A 25,955-nucleotide genomic window follows, 5' to 3' on the forward strand; every position below is an offset into this window, starting at 1 on the left:
TGTTTCTCCGGTTGTCATTGCGGCGCGCCGTCGTGCAGCGCGAGCCGATGGTTCAGGACTTCGCCGATCGCCCGACCCAGCACGTCGGCATGGACCTTGATGATCGTCTCGTGGTTGCCGGGCACCGCCACCACCTCGATCGCCTCGCGCTCGACCAGGGCTTCCCAGCCCAGCGCCTCGGGCAGGGCGGCATGCCCTTCGAGCGGCGTGATCGAGGCGTCGGCCGCCGCGAACACGTGCATGCGCAGCGGGGCCGGGCGCGGCCGCCAGCTGCTCATCGCGGCGCCGTGCGCCACCAGGCGCTCCAGGAACAGCCGGTTCTCGCGCGCCGTCTCGTAGGACAGGTGCCAGAGCGGCCGGCCCGCCTCGCGGCGCGCCTCGATCGCCTGCACCAGCGTGTCGATCAGCAGGCCGATATCGGTGGCGCCCTCGAAATCGATGCTGCCCGCCTCGAAATCGCTGAAGTTGTTCATCGCGAAGGAATACAGCGTCACCAGGGCGATCCGGTGCGCGTCGAATTCCGTCGCGGCCGGCGGCAGCGTGGTGTCGAACACGCCGAGGAACTCGATCTCCTGGCCCTGCGCGAGCAGCTGCGTGGCGATCTCGTAGGCGATCAGCCCGCCGAAGGACCAGCCCGCCACGCGATACGGCCCCTCGGGCTGGATCCCGCGCATCATGGCCACGAAACGCGCCGCGATCGCCTCCAGCGTGCGCGGCTGGGTTTCGCCGAGCGCGAGCGGCGGCAGCCCATACACCGGGATCGAGGCGTCGATGTGGGCGGCCAGGTGCTCGAAATACCACGAGTAGCCCTGCAGCGTGTGGGTGAGGAACAGCGGCCGCTGGCGCCCCTCGGCGTGGAACACCACGTATTGCGCGCTCGCGTCGTTCGACTGGCGCCGCGAGAATTCGCCGGGCGCCGCGCGGGCCGCCTCGACCAGGGCCGCGAGCCGGTGCACCGTGCGCGTATCGAAGATGCTGCGCACCGACAGGCTCACGCCGGTCTGCTCGCTGGCGCGCACCGCCACCTGCGCCGCCATCAGCGAATGGCCGCCGATCGCGAAGAAGTTGTCGTGCCGGCCGACCCGCTCGAGCCCCAGCGCCGCGGCCCAGATCCGCGCCAGCAGGGTTTCGAGTTCGCCCACCGGCGCCTCGTGGCGGCCCGCGGCAAGCTGGGCCGCGCCGGGATCGAGCGCGCGCAGCGCGAGCCGGTCGAGCTTGCCGTTCGGCAGCAGCGGCATGGCCGCGAGCGCCGCGAAGCGGCTCGGCACCATCGGCGCGGGCAGGCGCTCTGCCAGCCAGGCATGCAACGCGCTGGCGTCGAGCTCGGCACCCGGCCGCGGCACGTAGTACGCCACCAGTTGCAGTTCGCCGCCCAGTTCGCGCCCGATCGCGGCGGCCGCCGCCAATTGCGGATGCGAGGCCAGCTCCAGCTCGACGGCGGGCAGCTCGACGCGCTGCCCGCGCACCTTGATCTGGAAGTCCTCGCGCCCCAGGTGCAGCAATTGTCCGTCGGCCAGCCACAGGCCGAGATCGCCGGTGCGCAGCAGCCAGGCGCCCGTCGCGGGATGACGCACGAAGCGCTCGGCCGTCAGGTCGGGCCGGTTCCAGTAGCCGGGGCCGACCGGGTCGCCCTCGACGTGCAGCATGCCCACGGCGCCCACCGGCACCGGCGCGAGCCGCTCGTCGAGCAGGTGGACGCGGCAGTTGGCGATCGGCCGCCCCGCCGGTGCCACCGCGTGCAGCGCGGCCAGCTCGGCGCCCTCGCCATAGCTGATGTCGTTCAGCTCGCTGCAGCCGTAGTTGTTGTGCAGGCGAGCGCGCGGCAGCGTGGCGGCGAAGCGCCTGGCCAGGCGGCGGCTGAGCGGCTCGCCTGCGGTGGTGACGTGGCGCAGCGCGCCCAGCTGCCCGGCATGCTCGAGCAGCACGGCCAGGTGCGAGGGCACCAGGTTCAGGCGCGTCACGCCATGCGCCTGGAGGGCCGCCGCGAAGGCCGGCGCGTCCTTGACCACCGCGTCGGGCAGGATCACCTGCGGCACGCCCGCCAGCAGCCCCGACAGCATCTCCTTGATGGAGGGCACGAAGGACATCGAGGTCTTTTGGGCGACCACCTCGTCGGCCGCGTAAGGCGTGCGCTCCCAGAGGGCCTGCAGGCAGTTCATCAACTGGCGGTGCTCGACCATCACGCCCTTGGGCTGCCCGGTCGAACCCGAGGTGTAGGCGATGTAGGCGAGATCGTCGGGCCGGGTCGCCGCCGCCTCGAAGGTCGGCTGCGCGTCGAACTCGCCGGACTCGAGATCGGCTTCGAGATCGGCTTCGACGTCGAGCCGCAGCACCGGCGCGCCGCCGGCCTCGAACGACGGCGCCAACACGGCCGTGGTGACGATCGCCGCCGGCATCGCGTCGTCCAGCGTGCGCCGCACGTAGGCGGCGGGATAGCCGGGGTCGATCGGCACGTAGGCGGCGCCCAGCCGGAACGCGGCCAGGATCGCGGCCACGAAGCCGGTCGAGCGCGGGTAATGCAGGGCGATCCGCGCGCCGGCGCCGATCCCGCGCCGATGCAGCGCGCGGGCGATGCGTCCGGCCAGCCGGTCCAGCTCGGCGTAGCTCGCGACCTCGCCCTCGAACACGCAGGCCGGCGCATCGGGACGCTCGGCCAGTTGCCGCGCGAACAGCGCGTTCACGCTGGTGCCTGGATAGGCGCGCCGCGTGTCGTTCGAGCGCGCCACCAGCGCCTGCTCGGCCGGCGTCGGCTCGCGCAGCGCCGCCAGCGAGGTCTCGGGCGCGTCGGCCATGCGAACCAGCAATTCCTCCAGCACGGTCAGCATGAAATCCATCTGGCTGGCATCGAAGCGCAGGCTGTCGTAGTTGGCCACCAGTTCGAGCCCCTTGCCGTCGCCGAATATCTCCAGGTCCAGGTCCGACTGCGCCTGGCGGTTGACCACCTCCTGCTGCACCGACAGCGAGAGCCCGCCGCCCCAGTCGTGCGTCTCGACGGGCGGCACGTTCTGGTGCCGCAGCATCACCGGCACCGGCGAGCGAGCGTCGTGCTGGCGCAGCGCCGGCACGGCCGCCAGCATGTGCTCGAACGGCAGCGCCTGGTGTTCCAGCGCCTCCAGCACGCGCTCGCCCGCCCTGGCCAGCAGGGTCGCGACATCGGGCTCGCCCGACAGGTCCAGGCGCAGCGGCAGGATATTGATGAAGAAGCCGATCAACGGCTCCAGCAGCGCGTCGTCGCGCCCGGCGGTGGTGGTGCCGATGCAGAAGTCCTCGCGGCCGCTGCGGCGATGATGCAGCACGCCCAGCGCGACCAGGAAGATGGTGAACAGGCTCACGCCGCGCTGCCGGCTCAGTTGCGCGAGCCGGCCCGATAGCGCCGGCGACAGCCTGCGGCGCAACACGCCGGCCGGCCCGTGATCGGCGTCGGCGGGCGTGCCCGGCACCGTCAGGTCGACCGGCGCGCCCAGGCCGTCGAGCCGCGCCGTCCAGTGGGCCAGGTGCGGCGCGAGATCCTGCTCGCGCTGCCAGCACGCGTAATCGGCGTACTGGGCCGCGAGGGGCACGAGCGGCACCGCCGCCGCGTCGCCGTCCTGAGCGTCGCGGGCCGCGAGATAGAGCGCGCGCAGATCGCGCACGAACACCCCCAGCGACCAGCCGTCGGAGACGATGTGATGCATCACGATCGACACCACGTGCCGCCGCGGCGTGATCCGCAGCACCCGCACGTCCATCAGCGGGCCGCGCCGCAGGTCGAACTCGATGCCGCCGTGACGCTCGAGCGCCGCGTGCAGGTCGGCCTCGACGATCTCATGGACCGGCAAGGCCACCGCCCGCGGGGCATCGACGAACTGCGAGGGCGTGTCGCTGCCCGCGGCGATCTCGAAACGCGTGCGCAGCGTCTCGTGACGCGCGACCAGCCCGTCGAAGGCGGCCTGCAGCGCCGCCATCGACAAGGGCCCGTCGAGCACCAGCGCGCCGTTCATGTTGTAGGCGCGGCCGCCGTCGCGCTGCTGGATCAGCCACAGCCGCTCCTGCACGTAGGACAGCGGGAACGCCGCCCCGGCCTCGCGCCGCGCGGCCGATGCCGCCGGGGTGAAGCGCGCCGCGCCGCCGTGCTCGGATGCGCCGGCCTGCGCCGCGCTCGCGAGCGCGAGCCGCCGCGTGAAGGCGGCCAGGCTCGGCGCCTCGAACAGCGTCTTGAGCGTGGCAGCCTCGCCGAAGCGTTCGCGCAGGCGGCCGATCACGCGCACCGCCAGCAAGGAATGGCCGCCGAGCGCGAAGAAATTGTCCTGTCGCCCCACCCGGTCGACGCCCAGCAATTCCGACCAGAGCGCCGCCAGCGTGGCCTCCAGGTCGCCTTGCGGCGCCTCGTAGGCCTGCTGGCCGAACGCGGCGGCGTCGGGCGCCGGCAGCGCGCGGCGATCGAGCTTGCCGTTCGCCGTCAGCGGTAGCGCCGCGAGCGCCACATAGGCGGCCGGCACCATGTACTCGGGCAGGCTGCGGCGCAGGTGCTCGCGCACCGCCTCGACATCGCAGGCGGCGTCGGTGTGGTACACCACCAGGCGCTTGTCCCCCGGCACGTCCTCGCGCACGATCACCACCGCGTCGCGCAGGCCGCACGCACCCAGCTTCGCCTCGATCTCGCCCGGCTCGACGCGAAAACCGCGGATCTTGACCTGGCCGTCGTTGCGGCCCAGGTATTCGATATTGCCGTCGGGCAGGTAGCGCGCCAGATCGCCGGTGCGATACATGCGCGCCGACGAATCCCCGGCCGGCGCGAAGGGATCGCGCACGAAGCGCTCGGCGCTCAGCGCGTCGAGGTTCAGGTAGCCGAGCGCCACCCCCTTGCCGCCGACGTGCAGCTCGCCCGGCACGCCCACCGGCGCGGGCTCGCCGAGCCGGTCCAGCAGGTAGACGCGCGTGTTCGAGATCGGCCGGCCGATCGGCAGCCGCTCCATCGGCTCGTCGCCGGCGCGCAGCGTGTAGGTGGTGGCGAAGGTGGTCGATTCGGTCGGGCCATAGCAATGCACCAGATGTTGCGGCGCGCCGTTGCGCATGATCCGCTGCACCGCGCGCACGTCGGCCGCGTCGCCGCCGGTGAGCAGGTAGCGCAGCCGCGGGAATACCGGCGCGAGCGCGTCGGCATGGGAACTGAGCAGGCCCGCCACCAGGTGCAGGATGTTGACGCGCTCGGCCTGCAGCAGCTCGGCGAGCCGCGGCGCCGACAGCAGCGCCTCGTGCGGCACCACCACCAGGCAGGCGCCGTGCAGCAGCGCGCCCCACACTTCCATCGTGCTGGCGTCGAACGCCGGGTTCGAGGTGAAGGCGATGCGGTCGCTCGGCGCGAATTCAGCGTAGCCGTTGTTGACGACCAGGCGGTTGATGCCGCGATGCGCGATGATCACGCCCTTCGGCTGCCCGGTCGAGCCCGAGGTGTACATGATGTAGGCCGCCTGATCCCCGCCGGCCGATGCTGCGGGCGGCGGCGCGTCGGGCTGCGGTTCGGGCCGCCGGTCGGCGTCGGCGCCGGCCAGCACCGTGTCGATGTCGATGCGTTGCAGCGCCGCGAGATCGGGCGCCGCGTGCCCGCTCAGGCTCAACAGGCAGCGCGCGCCGCAATCGGCGAGCATGAAGGCCTGGCGTTCGGCCGGCGCGTTGCGGTCGAGCGGCACGTAGACGGCGCCGCATTTGAGGATCGCCAGCTCGGCCAGGATCAACTCGATCGAGCGATCGAGCAAAATCGCCACGCGCTCGCCCGCCGCCACGCCGGCGGCGGCAAGGTGGCGCGCGAGCAGGTTCGCCCGCGCGTCGAGCGTGCCGTAGTCGAGCGAGCGCGCACCGTCCACCAGCGCCGGGGCGTCGGGCGTGCGCGCCGCCTGGGCCTCGAACAGGGCATGCACGCCGGACTCGAACGGGCACGGCGCCTCGCTGGCATTCCAGCCCTCGATCAATTGCCGGCGCTCCGCCTCGGGGAGCCAGGCCAGTTCGCGCACGGGCGTGCCCGGCGCCTGTTCGAGCGCCGTCGCCAGGCTGCCGACGGCGCGCTCGAGATAGGCGCATACGCGCGCCGCGTCGAACTGCGCGACCAACTGGGTGGTCAGCCTGAAGCCCTCGCCGAGATCGTCGACGCACAGCGCGCACGGGTAGTTGGTGCGCTCCTCGCCGTCGAGCACCTCGATGCCCTGCCAGCCCGGGATGCTGCCGCCGTCGATCACGGTGCCTTCCGCGCTGTGGCGGAAGTTGAGCAAGGCGCTGAACAGCGGCGCCGGAGCGGCCACCCCGCTGCAGCGCTGCGCGAAGGCCAGCGAGGCATGCTCGTGGCCCATCAGGTCGGCCAGCGTGCGATGCGTGCGCAGCGCAGCGTCGCGCACGCCGATGCCGCCCACCTCCACCCGCAGCGGCAAGGTGTTGATGAACAGCCCCACCACGTGCTCGACGCGCTCGCCGCCCTGCCAGCGGCCCAGCAGGACGGTACCGAACACCACGTCCTCGCGGCCCGACAGCTTGCCGATCACGTGCCCCCAGGCGAGGTGGAACAGGCTCGCCACGCTCACGCCGAGCCGGCGCGCCTGCTGGCGCAGCCGCGATGCCAGCTCCGGCGCCAGCTCGCGCACGGCGTTGACGATCTCCACGCGCTCGCCCCCGTTGTCGGCGTCGAGGTTGCCGAGGCCGTAAGGCAGGGTCGGCTCGTCGACGTCGGACAACATCGCGCGGAAGAAGGCTTCGCTGCGCGGGCCGCGCCCGCCCAGCCGCGCACGGGCGACGTGGTCGCGGAACGCCGGCGGCGGCGGCAGCGTGTCCCAGCTTCCGTCGAGATGGGCCGCCACCTCGCGCAGCAGGATCGCGATATCGGTATGGTCGAGCGCGATGTGGTGGGTCAGCAGCAGCAGCACCCAGCTGTCGGCCGCCGCGTCGTGGGTATAGCGGATCGTCATCGGCGGCGCCTGGCGCAGGTCGATGCGGAAATGCCGGGGATCGAAGCGATCCTGCAATTGCAGGCCGACCTCGCCGAGCGCCGGGTCGAGCCCCGTCACCTCTTCGGCCGGCAGCCGCGCCTCGCGACGCACCACCTGCACCGGCTCGCGCAAGCCTTCCCAGGCGATCCCCGTGCGCAGCACGTCGTGCCGCGTCACCACCGCCTGCAAGGCGGCCACGAAGCGCTCCAGCGCGGCGCGGCTGCCGAAGCCGAATCGCACCCGCGACAGGTAAGCGTCGCCCTCGCTCTGCGCGAGATGGTGGTAGAGCATCCCTTCCTGCAGCGGCGCGAGCGGGTAGATATCCTGCACGTTCGCTGCGCCGCCCGGCACCGTCGCGACGACGACGTCGATCTCGGCCTGGTCCAGCTCGACCAGGCTCAGCATCGACGGTTCGAGATGGCGCGCATCGGCGGGAATCCGGTTGGGCGGCACCGCGTGGTCGGAGGCCGTATGCAGCGAGGCGGCCAGGTCGGCCAGCGTGGGCGCGCCGAACAGCGTCTGGATATCGGCCTCGAAGCCGGCCTCGCGCAGTTTCGCGACCAGGCGTACGGCCAGCAGCGAATGGCCGCCGAGCTCGAAGAAGTTGTCGTGCCGGCTCACCTGCTCGACCCCGAGCAGCGCCGACCAGACTTCGGCCAGCAGGCGCTCTGCCTCGCCTTGCGGCGCCGCATAGTCGCGTCGCGCGTAGGCCCCCGCCTCGGGGGCGGGCAGCGCGCGACGGTCGAGCTTGCCGTTGGCCGTGAGCGGCAGCGCATCGAGCGCGACATAGGCAGCCGGCACCATGTGGCGAGGCAGACGGTTCGCGGCATGCTCGCGCAGCGCCTCGGCGCCGGCCGCCTCCGCCTGGCCGTCAGCCGCGGTGTAGTAGGCCACCAGGCGCCGGTCGCCCGCCGCGTCCTCGCGCACGATCACGGCCACCTCGCGCACCCCCACGACTTCGGCCAGCCGGGCCTCGATCTCGCCGAGCTCGATCCGGAAGCCGCGAATCTTGACCTGGTCGTCGTTGCGGCCTAGGAACACCAGGTTGCCGTCGGGCTGGTAGCGCGCCAGGTCGCCGCTGCGATACATGCGCGCGTGCGGCGTCTCGCTGAACGGATCGCGCAGGAAACGCGCGGCGCTCAGCGCGGGCTGGTTCAGGTAGCCGCGAGCCACGCCCGCCCCGCCGATGTGAATCTCTCCCGGCGTGCCGACCGGTACCGGCTGGCCATGCGCGTCGAGCAGATAGAGCCGCACGTTGCCGATCGGGCGCCCGATCGGCACGGTCTTGTCGTCGAAGCCGGGCGGGCAGCGCCAGGCGGTGGCGCACACGGTGCCCTCGGTCGGCCCGTAGCCGTTGAGCAGCTCGGCCTGCCCGGCCAGCGCGCGAAACAGCGCCGCGCCGGGCGCCTCGCCCACCAGGGCCAGGGTCGGGCGCGTGGCGATCGGCGGCAAGGCCCCGCCGTCCTGCAGCAGCGCCGGCGGCAGGGTCGCGTGCGTGATCGCCTCGCGTTCGAGATAGGCCCACAGCGCCTGGCGGTCGTGGCGGATCCCGTCGGCCGGCACGTACAGCGCGGCGCCACGGCACAGCGCCATGACTACCTCGGAGATGCTCGCATCGAAGCTGGTAGAGGCGAACTGCAGCACGCGGCTGTCCTCCCGCACCTCGAAGCTGGCGATGATCGCCATGGCATGGTTGACCAGCCCGCGGTGCTCGATCATCACGCCCTTCGGCGTGCCGGTCGAGCCCGAGGTGTAGATGACGTAGGCCAGGTGGCCGGCGTCCAGCCCGATCTCGCCGGGCGGCAGATCGTCGCCCGCCTCGTCTCGCCATGAATCCGCCTGCGTGTCGAGCTCGAGCACCGGCACGGCGGCGGGCAGGCCCGCCAGGCGGGCGCGCGAGCGGCTGTCGGTCAGTGCCGCCACCGGCGCGCTGTCGGCCAGCATATGCGCGAGCCGCTCGTCCGGATAGGCCGGATCGAGCGGCACGTAGGCGCCGCCGGCCTTCATCACGGCCAGGATCGCCACCACGATGGCGGCGCCGCGCTCCATGCAGAGGGCGACGCGATCGTCGGGCGCGATGCCCAGCCGGCGCAGCCGGTGCGCGAGCCGGTTGGCGCGGGCATTGAGTTCGGCATAGCTCAGCCGTTCCTGCGCGTCGATCACCGCGATCGCATCGGGACGGCGCGCCGCCTGCTGTTCGACCAGTTGGTGCAGGCAGGCGTCCTCGGGGAACGGCATCGCCGTATCGTTCCAGTGCACCAGCAACTGCTCGCGCTCGGCGCGGGACAGAAGATCGGCGCGGCTGTGATCGGCCTGCGCGTCGGCGGCGATGGCCTCCAGCGCGGCCACGTAATAAGCGAGGATGCGCGCGCCCTGGGCAGGCGAGAAACGCGACGCGTCGAGCTTGAGATCGATGCTCAGGCCGCTCGACATGTCGCCGAAGCTCACGCCGAACGGGAAGTTGGTGGCCTCGAAACCATGGCCGCCGCGCGCCTCGAAGCCGGCATGCCGCCCCAGGGATTCGTAGACGTGGAAATTGACGTAGTTGAAGGCCACCTCGTACAGCGCGCTGCGATCGTTGTCGAGCTGGATCTGGAAGTACGGGTAATGGCGATGACGGATCACCTCCAGCTCGGTGCCGAAGGTCCGGCGGATCAGCTCGGCCCAGCTCGACGGCTTCAGTTCCTGGCGCAGCGGCAAGGTGTTCAGGAACAGGCCCAGCACCTTCTCGCCGTCGTCCTGCTCCTGGCGCACGTTCGACACCAGGCCGGTAGTGACGTCCAATTTGCCCGACAGCATCGACAGCACCCGCAGGTGCGCGGCCAACAGCACGCTGCGCATCGGCACGCCCAGGCCGTTCGCCACCGCACGCAGCCGGTCGCGCACGCCTTCGTCGACGCTCGCGCTGAGCGGCGCCGACGGCGCACCGGGTTCGGCGGGTTCGGCGGGAGGCAGTTCGCTGAAGGTGTAGCCGGATAGATAGCGGCGCCAGAATTCGCGATGCGCCTCGGAGGCGAGTGCGCCGCGTTCGCTTTCCACCGCGCTGCGCGGGGTGCGCGCGAGCGGCGCCAGGGCAAGCTCGGAGGCGTCGCCGTCGAGCAATTCCAGGTAGGCAGCGAACAGCTCGGTGTTGAGCGACGCCACGCTCCAGCCATCCAGGATCGCGTGGTGGAAGCTCAGCGTGTACTGGATCTCGTCGGCGCCTCGCACGTGGATGAACACACGCAGCAAGGGCGCCACTTCCAGCGCCACCCGCGTCTTGCGCTCCGCCTCCACGAATTCCGCGATCACGCGCTCCTGTTCCGCCTCGCCCAGCCCCGACAGATCGATGACCGTCAGCGGAACCCGCCCTTCGGCATGAACCAGTTGCATCGGCTCGTCGAAACGATCGAAGTCGAACGAGGTGCGCAGCACGGGATGGCGACGCGTCATCGCGTCGAGGGCCAGCCTCAGCTTCGCCTCGTCCCAGGCCGGCACGCCGAAGCGGTAGCTGAAGACGTCGTGGTAGATCGACGCGTCCTCGGAAGCCTGCTGGTTGTGGTAGACCATCCCGCGTTGCAGGTAGGTCAGCGGATAGGCATCCTCGATGCCCGCCGGCAGGCGCGCCTGGTCAGCCGCGCTCAGGCTCAGCGCCACGGCTTCCTGCGCCACGCTCACCTCGTCCAGCGTCAGCGCCTGGGCCAGATTGGCGATGCTCTGCCGCGTGAACAGGTCGACCAGCGCGAACTCCAGCCCTTGCGCCTTCGCCTTCGACAGCACCGACACCGCACGGATCGAATCGCCCCCGACGGCGAAGAAGTTGTCGTGGATGCCGACGCGATCGAGGTGCAGCACCTGCGCCCAGATCGCCGCCAGACGCTCCTCGATCGAGGTACGTGGTGCCACGTACTGCCGGGTGTCCACAGTTTGCGCGGGGCGCGGCAGCGCCTTGCGATCGATCTTGCCGTTCGCCGTCAGCGGGAAACGTTCGAGCGCGACGAACGCCGCCGGCAGCATGAAGTCGGGCAGTGTGCGGGACAGTTCCGCGCGCAGATCGGCGACATCATGCTGAGCGTGTGCCGCGTCCGCGACGAAATACGCGACGAGTCGCTTTTCTCCAGGTTCGTCCTCTCGCGCCATCACCAGGGCCTCTCGTACGCCCGGCAAGGCCGACAATGCCGCCTCGATTTCCCCCAGCTCGATCCGGAAACCCCGGATCTTGACCTGCGTATCGATGCGCCCCAGGTATTCCAGCGTGCCGTCCGGCAGGAAGCGCGCCAGGTCGCCGCTGCGGTACAGCCTCGACTCACCATCCTCGCTGAACGGATTGCGGATGAAACGCCGTGCCGTCAATTCCGGCTGGTTCAGGTAGCCGCGAGCCACGCCCGCCCCGCCGACGCACAGCTCCCCCGCCACCCCGATCGGCACCGGATTCAGGTTCGCGTCCAGCACATGGACCGACAGATCCGGGATCGGCCGCCCGATCCCCGCCGGCGTTCCGCCACCCTCGGCGCTCAAGGGCCAATACGTCACGTGCACCGTCGTCTCGGTGATGCCGTACATGTTGACGAGTTGGCAATCGCGGTTGCGTGCATCCTCGTACCAGGGGCGCAGCATCCCGACTTCCAGCGCCTCCCCGCCGAACACCACGTGGCGAAGCTCGTGCTCCCGATCGCTCTCGGCCTGTGCCGCGATCAGCTGACGGAACGCGCTCGGCGTCTGATTCAGCACCGTCACGCCGGTATCGCAAAGCAGCGCGTAACACGCCTGCGGCGAGCGGCTCGTCAGTTTCGGCACGATCACCAGCCGGCCGCCATGCAGCAACGCGCCCCAGATCTCCCAGACCGAGAAGTCGAAGGCGAACGAGTGGAACAGCGCCCAGGTGTCCTGAGGGCCGAAGCCGTACCACGCTTGCGTGGCCGCGAACAGCCGCGTCACGTTGCGGTGCTCGATCATCACGCCCTTCGGCTGCCCTGTCGAACCCGAGGTGTAGATCACATAAGCGAGGCTGCGCGCGTTCAGCCCTTCCACCACCGGGTTGTCGCTCGACGCGCCGCTTTCGCCTGGCGCATCGATATCGATCACCGGCACCGTCAACTCGCCCAGCACCTCGCGCGTGCCGGCCTGCACCAGCACCGCCAGCGGCGCGCTGTCGCCCAGCGTGTAAGCAAGTCGCTCGGCCGGGTAAGCCGGGTCCAGCGGCACGTAACCGGCGCCGGCCTTCAGCACCCCCAGCAGCCCGGCGATCATGCCCGGGCCGCGCTCCACGCAGATCGCCACGCGATCGTCCGGCTTCACGCCCAGCCCGACCAGGCGATGCGCAACGCGATTGGCCCACGCGTTCAGCTCGCCGTAGCTCAGGCGCTGCCCCTCGAATTCCAGCGCGACCGCATCCGGCGTTTGCGCGGCATGGGCCTCGAACAGGCCATGAAGCGTGTCTTCGCGTTCAAATGCAGCCACGTCGCGATTCCAGGCTTCCACCACCTGTTGCCGTTCATGCGCCGACAGCAGGTCGACGCCGTCATGAGCGGCTTGTGCATCGTGCGCAATTGCCTGCAAGGCATTCAGGTAATAAGCCAGGATCCGCTCGCCTTGTCCCGCCGACAAACGCGCCGGATCGATCTTGACGTCCACGGTCAGGCCGTCCGCCATATCGGCGAAATTGATCAGCAGCGCGAAGTTGGTCGCCTCGAATGCGTGCCAGTCGCGCGCCTCGAAGCCGGCATGCCGCGCCAGGGATTCGTAGACGTGGAAATTGACGTAGTTGAAGGCCACCTCGTACAGCGCGCTGCGATCGTTGTCGAGCTGGATCTGGAAGTACGGGTAATGGCGATGACGGATCACCTCCAGCTCGGTGCCGAAGGTCCGGCGGATCAGCTCGGCCCAGCTCGATGGCTTCAGTTCCTGGCGCAGCGGCAAGGTGTTCAGGAACAGGCCCAGCACCTTCTCGCCGTCGTCCTGCTCCTGGCGCACGTTCGACACCAGGCCGGTGGTGACATCCAATTTGCCCGACAGCATCGACAGCACCCGCAGGTGCGCGGCCAACAGCACGCTGCGCATCGGCACGCCCAGGCCGTTCGCCACGGTCTGCAAGCTGGCGCGCAGGCTGCCATCTACGGTCACGCGCAATTCGGGCCGCGTGATATCCGGTCCCGTACCGGGCTCCGCCGGCGGCAAGCCGCTGAACGAGTGGCCGGAGAGCGTGTTTCGCCAAAACTCGCGATGCACCTCGGAGGCGAGCGCGCCGCGTTCGCTTTCCACCGCGCTGCGCGGGGTGCGCGCGAGCGGCGCCATCGCGAGCTCGGACGCGTCGCCGTCGAGCAGTGCCAGGTAGGCAGCGAACAGCTCGGTGTTAAGCGACGCCACGCTCCAGCCATCCAGGATCGCGTGGTGGAAACTCAGCGTGTACTGGATCTCGTCGGCGCCTCGCACGTGGATGAACACGCGCAGCAAGGGCGCCACCTCCAGCGCCACCCGCGTCTTGCGCTCCGCCTCCACGAACTCCGCAATCACGCGCTCCTGTTCCGCCTCGCCCAGCCCCGACAGATCGATGACGCTCAGCGGCACCCGCCCTTCGGCATGAACCAGTTGCATCGGCTCGTCGAAACGATCGAAGTCGAACGAGGTGCGCAGCACGGGATGGCGACGCGTCATCGCGTCGAGGGCCAGCCTCAGCTTCGCCTCGTCCCAGGCCGGCACGCCGAAGCGGTAGCTGAAGACGTCGTGGTAGATCGACGCGTCCTCGGAAGCCTGCTGGTTGTGGTAGACCATCCCGCGTTGCAGGTAGGTCAGCGGATAGGCATCCTCGATGCCCGCCGGCAGGCGCGCCTGGTCAGCCGCGCTCAGGCTCAGCGCCGCGGCTTCCTGCGCCACGCTCACCTCGTCCAGCGTCAGCGCCTGGGCCAGATTGGCGATGCTCTGCCGCGTGAACAGGTCGACCAGCGCGAACTCCAGCCCTTGCGCCTTCGCCTTCGACAGCACCGACACGGCACGGATCGAATCGCCCCCCACGGCGAAGAAGTTGTCGTGGATGCCGACGCGATCGAGGTGCAGCACCTGCGCCCAGATGGCCGCCAGACGCTCTTCGATCGAGGTGCGCGGCGCGACGTACTGCTCAGCGTCTACCGTTTGCGCGGGGCGCGGCAGCGCCTTGCGATCGATCTTGCCGTTCGCCGTCAGCGGGAAACGCTCGAGCGCGACGAAGGCCGCCGGCAGCATGAAGTCGGGCAGCGTGCGGGACAAGCCGGCACGTAGCGCCGCTGTGTCCGAAGCCGCCTCGGCATCGTCCACAACGAAATACGCGACGAGCCGCTTTTCTCCAGGCTCATCTTCCCGCGCCATCACCAGGGCTTCTCGCACACCAGGCAGGGCTGACAACGCAGCCTCGATTTCCCCCAGCTCGATCCGGAAACCCCGGATCTTGACCTGCGTATCGATGCGCCCCAGGTATTCCAGCGTGCCGTCCGGCAGGAAGCGCGCCAGGTCGCCGCTGCGGTACAGCCTCGCCTCGCCATCCTCGCTGAACGGATTGCGGATGAAGCGCCGTGCCGTCAATTCCGGCTGGTTCAGGTAGCCGCGAGCCACGCCCGCCCCGCCGACGCACAGCTCCCCCGCCACCCCGATCGGCACCGGATTCAGGTTCGCGTCCAGCACATGGACCGACAGATCCGGGATCGGCCGCCCGATCCCCGCTGGCGTTCCGCCACCCTCGGCGCTCAAGGGCCAATACGTCACGTGCACCGTCGTCTCGGTGATGCCGTACATGTTGACGAGTTGGCAATCGCGGTTGCGCGCATCCTCGTACCAAGGGCGCAGCATCCCGACTTCCAGCGCCTCCCCGCCGAACACCACGTGGCGAAGCTCGTGCTCCCGATCGCTCTCGGCCTGTGCCGCGATCAGCTGACGGAACGCGCTCGGCGTCTGATTCAGCACCGTCACGCCGGTATCGCAAAGCAGCGCGTAACACGCCTGCGGCGAGCGGCTCGTCAGTTTCGGCACGATCACCAGCCGGCCGCCGTGCAGCAACGCGCCCCAGATCTCCCAGACCGAGAAGTCGAAGGCGAACGAGTGGAACAGCGCCCAGGTGTCCTGAGGGCCGAAGCCGTACCACGCTTGCGTGGCCGCGAACAGCCGCGTCACGTTGCGGTGCTCGATCATCACGCCCTTCGGCTGCCCTGTCGAACCCGAGGTGTAGATCACATAAGCGAGGCTGCGCGCGTTCAGCCCTTCCACCACCGGGTTGTCGCTCGACGCGCCGCTTTCGCCTGGCGCATCGATATCGATCACCGGCACCGTCAACTCGCCCAGCACCTCGCGCGTGCCGGCCTGCACCAGCACCGCCAGCGGCGCGCTGTCGCCCAGCGTATAAGCGAGCCGCTCGGCCGGGTAAGCCGGGTCCAGCGGCACGTAACCAGCACCGGCCTTCAGCACGCCCAGCAGCCCGGCGATCATGCCCGGGCCGCGCTCCACGCAGATCGCCACGCGATCGTCCGGCTTCACGCCCAGCCCGACCAGGCGATGCGCGACGCGATTGGCCCACGCGTTCAGCTCGCCGTAGCTCAGGCGCTGCCCCTCGAATTCCAGCGCGACCGCGTCCGGCGTTTGCGCCGCACGGGCCTCGAACAGGCGATGCAGCGGCTCGTCCCGCTCGAACGCCGCCGGGCTCGCACTCCACTCCCGCAGACGCGCGAGCTCCCCAGCCGTCGGCAAGCGCAAGTCCGCAACCGGCACGCGCGCATCCTCGAGCACCTGCCCGAGCAACTGCTCGAAACGCGCGCCGATCGCCTCGACTTCCTCCTGCTCGAAGTAGGCGCGGTTGTACATGAAGTGAATCCACGCGTTCGCATCGAAGCGGTTCTCGCGGATATGCAGGGCCAGCGGCAACTGCTCGTGCCCGTTCGAGCACATATGCACCTGCGCCGGGCTCTCGCCGAAGCGCATGTCGTAATCGTCCCGCTCGTACGACACCGATATGTCGAACAACTGCGCGCGGCGCGCCTGCAGCAGCCCGAGCGAGCGGTTCAGCTCGCTGATCGGGAAGCGCTGATGACGGTAATCCTGCTTGAGCGTCTGGCCGAGCGACTTCAGCAGTTCGTCGAAACGCTGCGCCGGATCGTAGCCCAGGCGCACCGCGCTGACGCCCGTGAACATGCCGGCCGTCTGCCGCATCCGCGCATTCGAGCGATTCAGGATCGGCAGGCCGATCGCCAGCTCGTCGCGCTGGGCGGTGCGCGAGAAATACACATGAAGCAGGCCGAGGATCACGTGGAACGGCGTCGACTCGCAGCGCTGCGCGAAGGTGGCGATGCGATCGTAGAACGCGCGCGGCAGGCACAGCGCATGGTGCCCGCTCGGCGCGACCGGCCCGTCGAAGCGCTCGCGAGAACGCGGCGCGAACAGCGGGTCGGGCACCGAACGGTACTTGTCGAGCCAGTAGGCGCGCTGCCGCTCGAACTGAGGCGATTCGCGGAACGCGCGATCCTGCTCGACGAACTCGAGATAGGACGGCGCATCGAGCTCCGGTTCCCGGCCCTGCGCCAGCGCGCTGTAGATCCGCGCCAGCGAATCGACCAGCAGGCCGATCGCCCAGCCGTCGACGATCAAGTGATGGAAATTCAGCGTGAACAGGAAGTTCGCCGCGTCGATCCTCGCCAGCTCGAAGCGGAACAGGGGCCGGCCGTCGAGCGGAAACGATTCGGCCAGCCGTTGCCGCGCCCAGGCGATCGCCGCGGCATCCGGATCCGGCTCGGCCGAGAAATCGTGCAGGGGCACCTCGACCGTGAGGGTCTTCGCGACCGCCTGGCGCGGCAGCCCCTCCCCGTTCTCGCCCGGCACCAGCACCAGGCGCAGCGCGTCATGGCGCGCCACCAGCAGGTTCACGGCGCGTTCGAAGCACGCCGCGTCGACGCTACCGGCGATTCGCGTGTATCCGCCGATCTTGTAGACCGGTGCATCGCCGTGCACGGCCTGGTCGAGCCAGATTTCTCGTTGCGCGGCCGTCAACGGATACACTTCGCCCAGCAGGACTGTCTGGTTCACTGCGCTTTCTCCTTCATGCGACCAGCCTCGTGAAGCGCCAGGGATGCGCGGGCCGGTTCGCGGATTGCTTGTTCTCGATGACGTGCGCCAGGCACGCCCTTACACCGCCGTCGCGCCGGCCGCCGCGTGCGGGGCTTCGGCCTGCGCCATCGCGCATGACAGCTCCGGCGGCGGCGCCTGCTCGGCTTCGGCGCGCTCCAGCGCAGCGAGCCGCTCGACCGCCTCGATCACGCCACGTGCCTTCACGATGGTTTCGTCGAATTCCTCGACGGGATCGGACAGCGCCGTGATCGCGCCGCCCACGCCCAGCCTCGCCCGGCCGCCCTGGATCGTCACCGAGCGGATCACGATGTTGAAATCGCAGGCGCCCGACAGCCCGAGCCAGCCCAAGGCACCCGAGTAGATGCCGCGCGGCCCCTGCTCGAGACGGTCGATGATCTCCATGGTCCGTTTCTTCGGCGCGCCGGTCATCGAGCCGCCCGGGAACGCGGCGCGCAGGCATTCGAGGCCGGACACCTCCGCCTTCAGCGTGCCGCGAATGGTCGACACCAACTGGTGCACATGGGAATAGGTCTCGACGTCGAACAGCTTCGGCACGTGCACCGAGCCGAGCCGGCTGACCTGGCCGAGATCGTTGCGCAGCAGGTCGACGATCATCAGGTTCTCGGCGCGGTCCTTCTCGCTCGCCAGCAGGTCGTCGATCAGCGCCTGATCCTCCTCGGGCGTGCGCCCGCGCGGACGCGTGCCCTTGATCGGCTTCGCCTCGGCGTGACCGTGGCGGTCCACGCACAGGAAGCGCTCGGGCGAGGAGCCGACGTGCGAGAAATCGCCGATATCGAAATAGGCCGCATGCGGCGCCGGCGACAGCTCGCGCATCGCGCGATAGAGCGCGAAGGGGGAACCCTCGAACGGGAAGCTGACCAGGTTGGTGAGGCAGATCTCGTAGCTCTCGCCGTTGACGATCTCGGTCAGCGCCTCGCGGATCTTGGCGATATAGCTGGGCCGGTCGTGGCGTATCTCGGCGTGCCGGGCGATCCAGGCTTCCACCTCGGCCAGCGAGAGTTTCCTGCGCGGTGCGCCGGCCTGGGCGGAAGCCACCGCGCCGCCGGCGTCGGCCGGCGCGCTCAGGACTGCCTCGACCGTGTCGAACCAGGCCTCGGCACGTGCACGGGCGGCCTCGCCGTCGACCAGATGCAGCAGCCAGGTCTTGCCTTCGAGATGGTCGATCGCCACCAGGCGAGTGGCGAACACGAAGGCCGCATCGTGCGTATCGGAGCGCCAGGCCAGCGAGCCGCCGGTCTCGCCCTTCAGTTCGTAGCCGAACACGCCCGCGTAGCCGAGGTTGAAGTCGAAGGGCAGTTCGGGAGGCGCCTCGATCCTTCGCTCCATCAGTTGCGTGTTCAACCAGGCGAACAGGCTCTCGACCTCGATCGTCTCGCTTCGGCCCTCACGCGCGATCGTGAGTCGCCGCGCGTGCAGATCGTAGGTGAGGATCTCGCCCAAGGGACCGTGCGCATCGCCCATGAAGCTGAAGCGCGAGAAGCCCGGCACCACCACGCTGCTCTCGAACATGAACGTGCCCGGGGAGCCCAGGAACACGCCGCGAAAAGCCTGCAAGGCATCCGCGCGCAGGTCCAGCGCCCGCCACTGAATCTGGAAGCGACCCATGATGGAAATTCCTTTCGACATACCAGTGACTGAAGACACGTTCCTCTCACGCGCGCAATCCGCGGCGACACGGCGGCATGCCGCGTCGCGTCGTCGAGCATCAACGCGAACGGAACGGAAATCCTTGAAACGAAGACGCGGCCGGGCCGCTCAGTACTTGCCGGATTGCTCGAGCTGGTCGAACAGGTCCTGCACGTTGTCCTCGAGAAAACCTTCCTCGCCGGAGCGATGGATCAGCTCGAAGCTCATGCCGGTGTTGTGGCAGCGCGAGGAAAACGCCTGGGTCAGCCCGCTGCCCTTGATCACCTTGGTGTCGAAGCCGAGCCCTCGCGACTTCAGCGAATCGACGGCCGTCTCCACGTCCTCGACGGCCATCGCGATATGCGCGATGCCGACGCCATGGTGCTCGACCAGCTTCGAGACCTGCGATTCGGGCTCGGTGCCCTGGCACAGCACGAAACGAATGCCGTTCAGCTCCATCTCGGCGGACACCATGCCGGTGCGCGCGCCCTTGATATGGCGGCGCTGCTTCAGCTCGAAACCGAGCACGTCGCGGAACAGCCGCACGCCCTCCTCGAGATCTTTCACCGCGAGCGCGATATGGTCGATGCGCTGGAAGGAAACGTTTGCGTCCGCGGCCTTGGAGCCGGACGGCTCGCCCGGATCGGCGGCACGGACTGCGTGGGGAATACCTGCGTTCATAGGGATGCGTCCTGCGAAACGGAAGCGCGCCTGATCGGCGCGTACGAGCGCATGCCGTGGTTGGCTCGATCGGCCGACCACGGCAATACGGGCGGATGACTGGCAGGGGAATGGATGGGATCGCGGGAAGAAAAGCCGCGCGCAAGGCCACGTTCGCGCGCCGTTCCGCAAAATCGGATCGGCGAGTCAATGCGCGATGGAATCACGGCGCGGTTTTCCAATGCCACCTCAGTCCGCGTGATACGGACGAAATGAATGCATCGCGACCATGGTTTGCCCTCTCATATTTTCGTTAGCGACGCATTCAACAGTGACAAATTCGAACTGTCAATACAATCGATTCGATCGAATCGATTATGCAAACGAGCGCGCGTGTTTGGGAGAGGCGTCTGCTTTATTCTGCCGGGCCGCGGCAAGCCCTGCAGTCAAGCGCCAAGGCCTTGCCGGCCGGACCTCGCAAGTTTGTCCAGCGCGATTACAAGAATTTTCAGTACTGGAATTGAAATAAATGGCGAGAGTCGGCGCTAAGAATTATTCAGGTTTTCTTGAGCTTGTTTGAGGATGTTTTGTTATTCCACCGATTGATACCGATTGTCTCCATGCGGGAATGGAAACTGCGTTTCCCTGCTTAATATCGTCGACATCGACCCATAACACAATGAATCGCGCTCAACTACCGAGCGGCATCCCGCGAGGCACGATATTCTGCCATTTCCTCTTCGAGCCAGCCGGCGAACGTGACGAGCGGCGCCGAATCCTGTTTCTGTTCCGGATACAGCAGATAGGTTTTCTGGGCATTGACCGTCGCGTAATCGCCCACGCGCACCAGCCGCCCGTCCCTCAGCTCCGTTTCGATCAGCAGGCGCGGCAGCAAGGCCAGCCCGAGCCCGGCCACGGCGGCCTGGATCGCCATGATGAAGAAGTCGAAGAAATGATCGCCGCCATGCGGCTCGGCGCGCGGCATCGCGGCGGCCTCGGCCCAGTTCATCCAGGCGCCGGGCAGGTCGCGCGCATGAATCCACGGCATCGCGGCGATCCGGGCCGGATCGGCACCCTCGACGCGGCCCGGCGCGGCCACGATCCAGAGCTCGTCGTCGGCGATCAGCACGCGACCGGCCAGGCCCGGCAACAAGGTCTTCTCGAAGTGGATCGCGGCGTCGAAATTGAGATCCTGGAAATAGGTCGCCTGATCGCGGCCGGTCAGGCGTAGCTGGATATTGGCGTGGCGCGCGTGAAAGCGCGGCAGCCGCGGCACCAGCCATTGCGCGCCGAAGGTCACGCCCACCGCCACGCGCAGCGTGGAGCGCTCGCCTTGCGCGAGCAACTGCTGGGTGTCCTGGCGGATCTGCTCGAGATGCAGGCGGATACGGTGGGCATAATCGGCGCCGGCCTCGGTCAGCACCAGCCGCTGGCTGACGCGCCGGAACAGCTCCATGCCGAGGCTGGCCTCCAGCTCGTTGACCTTCTTGCAGATCGCGCCATGCGTGAGCTGCAGCTCGGCGGCGGCCTTCGAGAAACTCTGGTGCCGCGCCGATGCCTCGAAGGCCTGCAAGGCGGTCAGACTAGGAATGCCTCGACGCAGCGACACGGCTCGTCCTCCGGAAAATCGAGCCTCATTTTAGCGCCATGCTTGCTTCGAAGGCGCGCTGCTTCGGACGATCGAGCACGATGGCCAGCGCCGAGCCGATCGTCATCGCCACCGCGACGGCGATGAAGGCGAGCCGGAAGGTGCCGGTGGTGTCGCGCACCCAGCCGATGAAATACGGCATCAGGAAGCCCGAGGACACGCCGATGCTGGTGATCAGCGCGATGCCGGCCGCCGCCGCGCGATCGGTGAGGATGCGCGTCGGCAACTGCCAGAAGGTCGAGATGCTACAGAAGCAGGCGGTGGTGCCGACCGCGAGCACGGCCACCGTCGCCAGCGGCGAGGCCAGGTACAGCGCGCTGGCCAGCGTCACCGCCGACAGCATCAAGGGCCCCGCCACATGGCCGGCATGCACGCGCCGGCGCGATACCAGGCGGCCCCAGGCCAGCACGCCCACCACCGCCACCGCGAACGGCACGGCCGAGATCAGGCCGATCTGCGTGAGCGAGAGGTGAGCGCTGCCGCTGAAGGTCTTCACCACCTGGGGGAGGAAATACAGGAGTCCGATGATTCCCGAGTTGATGCCGAAATAGACCAGGCCCAGCGCCCAGACCTTCGGATTGCCCAGCGCCTTGCGCGCGCTGTCGGGCTGCACCGTCGCGGCCGCGCTTTCCTGTTCGGCGGCCAGCGCCGCGCGCAGGCGGGCGTGGTCGGCCTCGCCGAGCCCGCGCCAGGCATGCGGGCCGTCGGGCAGCCAGAACCAGGCCACCACGCCGAGCAGCATCGCCGGCACGCCCTCCAGCAGGATCATGGCGCGCCAGCCGGTGATGCCGAACACGCTCGCGTGCTCCATGATCCAGGTCGACACCGGCGCGCCGAGCATGCCCGTGAGCGGAATCGACATGGTGAACAGCGACATCATCCAGACGCGGTTGCGCGCCGGCATCCACAAGGTCAGGTAATAGACCATGCCCGGATAGAGCCCGGCCTCGAAGGCGCCGAGCAGAAAGCGTGCCGCGTAGAGCCAGTGCGCGTTCGGCACGAAGCTGGTGAGCGAGGACAGCAGGCCCCAGCTCAGCAGGATGCGCGTCATCCAGCGGCGCGCGCCGTAGCGATGCATGAACAGGTTGCTCGGCACCTCGCAGAGGATGTAGCCGAGGAAGAACAGGCTGGCCGACAGCCCGTATTGCGCCGCGCTCATGCCGAGCTCGGCGTTCATGGTCAGCGCCGCGTAGCCGACGTTGGCGCGATCGAGCTGGTTGGCGACGTACATCAGCACCATCAGCGGGCCGATCCGCCACGCGATGCGTTTCATCAGGTCGGGCGGCAGCGCGGGCTGCGTGTCGTGGGTAGCGGCCATGGGCGGGTCCGGTGGCTGGGTCGGTGGGCAGGCGGGCGCACGCCGGGAGCGGGCGCGTCGCGCGGCTCGGGGCTGGCCCTGCCGCGTCGATGTCATTTAGCACCGGCCGAATTTCCATGGCAATCCACGAAAAGTCACCAGCCTGTGACGCTTCGGCATGATGCGCCGGCGCCTGTGAAAAAAGCTCACACGCGCTTGCCCAATCGTCGCTTTACGCTGGTGAGCGCGGCGCCGGAGAATGCATTCATCGAGGGCCAGTGACGCCCGCCGCCCCATCCTCCCCATTCCCCGAAGGCCTCGCATGACAGCAGCGGACCCGAACGACTACCAGATCCCCACCCCGATCGGCGGCGCCCTGCCGGTTGCTCATACCTATTCGACGATCGAGGCCGAGCGCCGCCACCGCAAGCTCAAGCTGGCCGCCGCGTATCGATTGCTGGCGCGCTTCGGGCTGACCGAGGGCATCGCCGGCCATGTCACGGCGCGCGACCCCGAGCATCACGATCGTTATTGGGTCAACCGCTACGCACAGCACTTCTCGACGGTCCATCCCGACGACCTGATCTGCATCGACGACGACGGCCGGGTTCATCACGGCGACGGCCCCGTCAACGCGGCCGCGGTGGCGATCCATTGCGGCATCCACGGCACCATCGCCTCGGCGGTGGCCGCCGTGCACACGCATACCACCTACGGCCGCGCCTTCGCCGCGCGCGAGCGGCTGCTCGCGCCGATCAACCAGGAAGCCTGCCTGTTCTTCGAGAACCACGTGGTGTTTCGCGGCGACGTGGTGGTGCTCGCCACCGACGAGGGGCGCCGCATCGCGCAGGCCATGGGCGACTGCAAGGCCGCGATCCTGCTCAACCACGGGCTGCTGACGATCGGCTCGAGCGTGGATTCGGCCGTCTACCGCTTCATCGCGATGGAGCGCTGCGCGCAGGTGCAGCTGCTGGCCGAGGCGGCCGGCCCGATCGAGGTGCTGGGCGACGAGGAGGCACGCGGCATCCGCCGCCATCTCGCTTCCGATTACGTGGCCTGGCTGGGCTTCCAGGGCCTGTACGAGCAACTGCTGCGCGAGCATGCCGACCTGCGCGCCTATGGCGAGGCGATTCCGCTATGAAACCAGCGGCATGCCCGGCGCCGCCGTTTCGCGCTTCATGCCGTGAACAGGCGCGCGCCGGGCATCGCCAAGCCCAGGCTCAACCCCGCCCCCAGCCCACCTCGCCCAGGAAGGCCAGCATCTCGCGATTGACCTCGGCGGGCCGCTCCTGCTGGGTCCAGTGCCCGCAACCAGGCAGGCGCACCGTGCGCGCCAGGCGCGGCACCCACCGCGCCTGCGCCTCCAGCAAGGCCGAATTGCCCTTGAAGGCCAGCACCAGATCGCGCTCGCCGGCGATATAGAGCGCCGGCACCTCCACCTTGCGCCCCTCGAAGGCAGCCAGCGTCTGCCAGTTGCGCTCGATATTGCGGTACCAGTTCAGCGGGCCGCGAAAGCCGTTGCGCGCGAAGGCGGCCGTGTAGACGTCGACATCCGCCTCGCCGAGCCAGGCCGGCAGCACCGCCGGCCCCGAATACGGCAGCCGGCCCGTGCGCGGCACCATGCCCGGCCGGCGCGGCGGCTCGCCTTCGGCCGGCGGCGGCATGTCCCCGCTGGTGGCGAACAGCAGGCCGCGCAGGTAGCCGCGCGTGTCGCGCTCGTAGTCGGCCTCGGCCACGCCGGGCTCCTGGAAATAGAGCTGGTAGAACACCTCGTGCTCCGTCTCCGGCAGCTTGCGCGAGGTGCTGACCTGGCCGCGCGGGATGAAGGGCACGCTCAGCGCGATCACGGCCGGGAAGCGATCGGCACGCAGCAGCGCGGCATGCCAGGCCACCACCGCGCCCCAGTCGTGCCCGGCCACCACCGCCGATTCGATGCCCAGCGCATCGAGCACGCCCACCAGGTCGCCGACCAGGCGCAGCACCGTGTAGTCCTCGATCCCGGGCGGGCTGTCGCTCTCGCCGTAGCCGCGCATGTCGAGCGCGATCGCCCGGTAGCCGGCCGCGGCCAGCGCCGGCAACTGGTGGCGCCAGGAATACCAGCATTCGGGGTAGCCATGGCAGAGCAGGACGGCCGGGCCCTCGCCTTGTTCGACCAGATGAAGGCGAACGCCGTCGACACTCAGCTCGCGATGAATGGGATCGCTCACGCGCACACTCCTTGGGAAACGGGGACGGGTGCCCAGTATGTCATCGCTCGCGCCCACCCGGGGCCGGGCCGGCCGAAGCCCGCCGCAGTCGCCCGAAGCCGGCAGATTCTGGCCGATGCTGGCCGTCAGCTTTTTGTCATGTCACGATGGCCGCCGGCTCGTTTCCTCATCGGTTTTTCCGCGCATGTCCGCTTCCTCGCTTCCCGTCGCCGTGCTCGGCGGCGGCATCATCGGCAGCTGTGCCGCCGCCTACCTGCGCCGCGCCGGCCACGAGGTGCTGCTGATCGATCGCGGCGACCCGCGCGAGGCCGCCTCGTTCGGCAATGCCGGCTGCCTGAACGGCTCCTCGATCGTGCCGGTCGCGATGCCGGGTGTACTGCGCCATGTGCCGCATTGGCTGCTCGATCCGGAAGGCCCGCTGGTGCTGCGCTGGCGCTACCTGCCGCGCCTGCTGCCCTGGCTCGCGCGCTTCGTGGCGGCAGGCACGCCCGAGCGCGTGGCCGCCCAGGCCCGCGCCCTGCGCGGGCTGATCGCCGGCAGCGTCGAGGCCTACCGCGCGCTGGCCGCCGAAGCCGGGCTGGGCGAACTGTTCGAGCAACGCGGCCACCTGGTCGCCTACACCAGCGAGCAAGGCCATGCCGGCGATGCCTACGCGATGTCCCTGCGGGAAGCGAACGGCATCGCCGTCGAGGAGGTGCCGCGCGCGGCGCTGCGCGAGCTGGAGCCCGATCTTGCCGACCGCTTCCTGCGCGCGCGGCTGATCCGCGAAACCGGGCACCTGAGCGACCCCGGCGCCTTCGTCGAGGGCCTCAAGCGCGACCTGCTCGCGCGCGGCGGCAGGATCGTCGACGCGCAGGTGCTCGGCGTGATCGACAACGGCGCCCGGCTCACCGGCGTCGCCACCAGCGCCGGCACCTTCGAGGTGAAGGGCGCGGTGGTGGCGCTGGGCGCCTGGTCGGCGCGCCTCGCGGCCCGGCTCGGCGATCGCGTGATGCTCGACACCGAGCGCGGCTACCACCTGGAGGTGCCGCAAGCGGCGGCCGGCCCGCGCATCCCGACGCTGTGGTCCGAGGCGAAGATCTTCAGCACGCCGATGGCCGGGCGCGTGCGCTGCGCCGGCGCGGTGGAGTTCGCCGGACTCGACGCGCCGCCCGACTGGCGCCGCTGCACGCTGCTGGCGCGCCAGTTGCGGCGCATGTACCCGGCGCTGGGCGCGGCCCCCGAGCAGGCGGCCGGGCAGGCCGAGCTGCGCTGGATGGGCCGCCGCCCCAGCACGCCCGATTCCCTGCCGGTGATCGGCCGCGCCGCGCGCTTCGAGAACGCCGTGTACGCCTTCGGCCATGGCCATATCGGCCTGACCGCCGGCGCGCCGACCGGCCGCCTGGTCGCGCAACTGCTGTCCGGCGAGCGCCCCTCGATCGATCTGGCGCCGTTCTCGGCCGCGCGCTGGCGCTGAAGCGCGAGCGCAGCCACGCCCGCGCCGA

Annotated in this window: 8 protein-coding genes; 2 read left to right on the forward strand and 6 right to left on the reverse strand. The window is 69.5% G+C overall.

Annotated elements, in window-relative coordinates; all coding sequences use genetic code 11:
* Positions 1-14 precede the first annotated feature (14 nt).
* The 5 genes from BM43_RS07140 to BM43_RS07160 all read right to left on the reverse strand — a co-directional run bounded on the left by BM43_RS07140 (position 15) and on the right by BM43_RS07160 (position 22,285).
* Positions 15-16,970: a non-ribosomal peptide synthetase gene (locus tag BM43_RS07140; RefSeq protein WP_052710562.1), complete on the reverse strand. Its 16,956-nt coding sequence runs from the start codon at positions 16,968-16,970 to the stop codon at positions 15-17.
* A 99-nt stretch (positions 16,971-17,069) separates the two neighbouring features.
* Positions 17,070-18,638, reverse strand: a complete 1,569-nt coding sequence (gene pabB, locus BM43_RS07145) for an aminodeoxychorismate synthase component I (protein WP_052409217.1) — start codon at positions 18,636-18,638, stop codon at positions 17,070-17,072.
* Positions 18,639-18,788: 150 nt separating this feature from the next.
* Positions 18,789-19,340, reverse strand: coding sequence for a VOC family protein (locus BM43_RS07150; RefSeq protein ID WP_042285834.1), 552 nt, complete (start codon positions 19,338-19,340; stop codon positions 18,789-18,791).
* Positions 19,341-20,013: 673 nt separating this feature from the next.
* Positions 20,014-20,928, reverse strand: coding sequence for a LysR substrate-binding domain-containing protein (locus tag BM43_RS07155; RefSeq protein WP_036056106.1), 915 nt, complete (start codon positions 20,926-20,928; stop codon positions 20,014-20,016).
* Positions 20,929-20,953: 25 nt separating this feature from the next.
* Complete coding sequence (locus BM43_RS07160; protein WP_036056105.1) at positions 20,954-22,285, reverse strand: MFS transporter; 1,332 nt, start codon at positions 22,283-22,285, stop codon at positions 20,954-20,956.
* 301 nt (positions 22,286-22,586) lie between these two features.
* Between BM43_RS07160 and BM43_RS07165 the strand changes: the two genes are divergently transcribed.
* Positions 22,587-23,405 carry a class II aldolase/adducin family protein gene (locus tag BM43_RS07165; RefSeq protein WP_052409218.1) on the forward strand — a complete coding sequence of 273 codons (819 nt, stop codon included), beginning with the start codon at positions 22,587-22,589 and terminating at the stop codon, positions 23,403-23,405.
* 79 nt (positions 23,406-23,484) lie between these two features.
* On the opposite strand, the gene BM43_RS07170 is transcribed toward BM43_RS07165, so the two are convergent.
* Entirely contained in the window at positions 23,485-24,471 is a 987-nt protein-coding gene (locus BM43_RS07170; protein ID WP_036029292.1) for an alpha/beta fold hydrolase, read from the reverse strand.
* 184 nt (positions 24,472-24,655) lie between these two features.
* Between BM43_RS07170 and BM43_RS07175 the strand changes: the two genes are divergently transcribed.
* On the forward strand, positions 24,656-25,927 hold the full coding sequence (locus BM43_RS07175; RefSeq protein WP_036056103.1) for an NAD(P)/FAD-dependent oxidoreductase: 1,272 nt from the start codon (positions 24,656-24,658) through the stop codon (positions 25,925-25,927).
* The last annotated feature ends 28 nt before the right edge of the window (positions 25,928-25,955 follow it).

Origin of the sequence: Burkholderia gladioli, assembly GCF_000959725.1 — a bacterium.
Taxonomy (GTDB): Bacteria; Pseudomonadota; Gammaproteobacteria; order Burkholderiales; family Burkholderiaceae; genus Burkholderia; species Burkholderia gladioli.

Bases quoted from the DNA above. Each gene is read 5' to 3' on its own strand.
- pabB (WP_052409217.1), bottom strand. From the start codon at position 18,638: ATGGGTCGCTTCCAGATTCAGTGGCGGGCGCTGGACCTGCGCGCGGAT.
- BM43_RS07150 (WP_042285834.1), bottom strand. From the start codon at position 19,340: ATGAACGCAGGTATTCCCCACGCAGTCCGTGCCGCCGATCCGGGCGAG.
- BM43_RS07160 (WP_036056105.1), bottom strand. From the start codon at position 22,285: ATGGCCGCTACCCACGACACGCAGCCCGCGCTGCCGCCCGACCTGATG.
- BM43_RS07165 (WP_052409218.1), top strand. From the start codon at position 22,587: ATGACAGCAGCGGACCCGAACGACTACCAGATCCCCACCCCGATCGGC.
- BM43_RS07175 (WP_036056103.1), top strand. From the start codon at position 24,656: ATGTCCGCTTCCTCGCTTCCCGTCGCCGTGCTCGGCGGCGGCATCATC.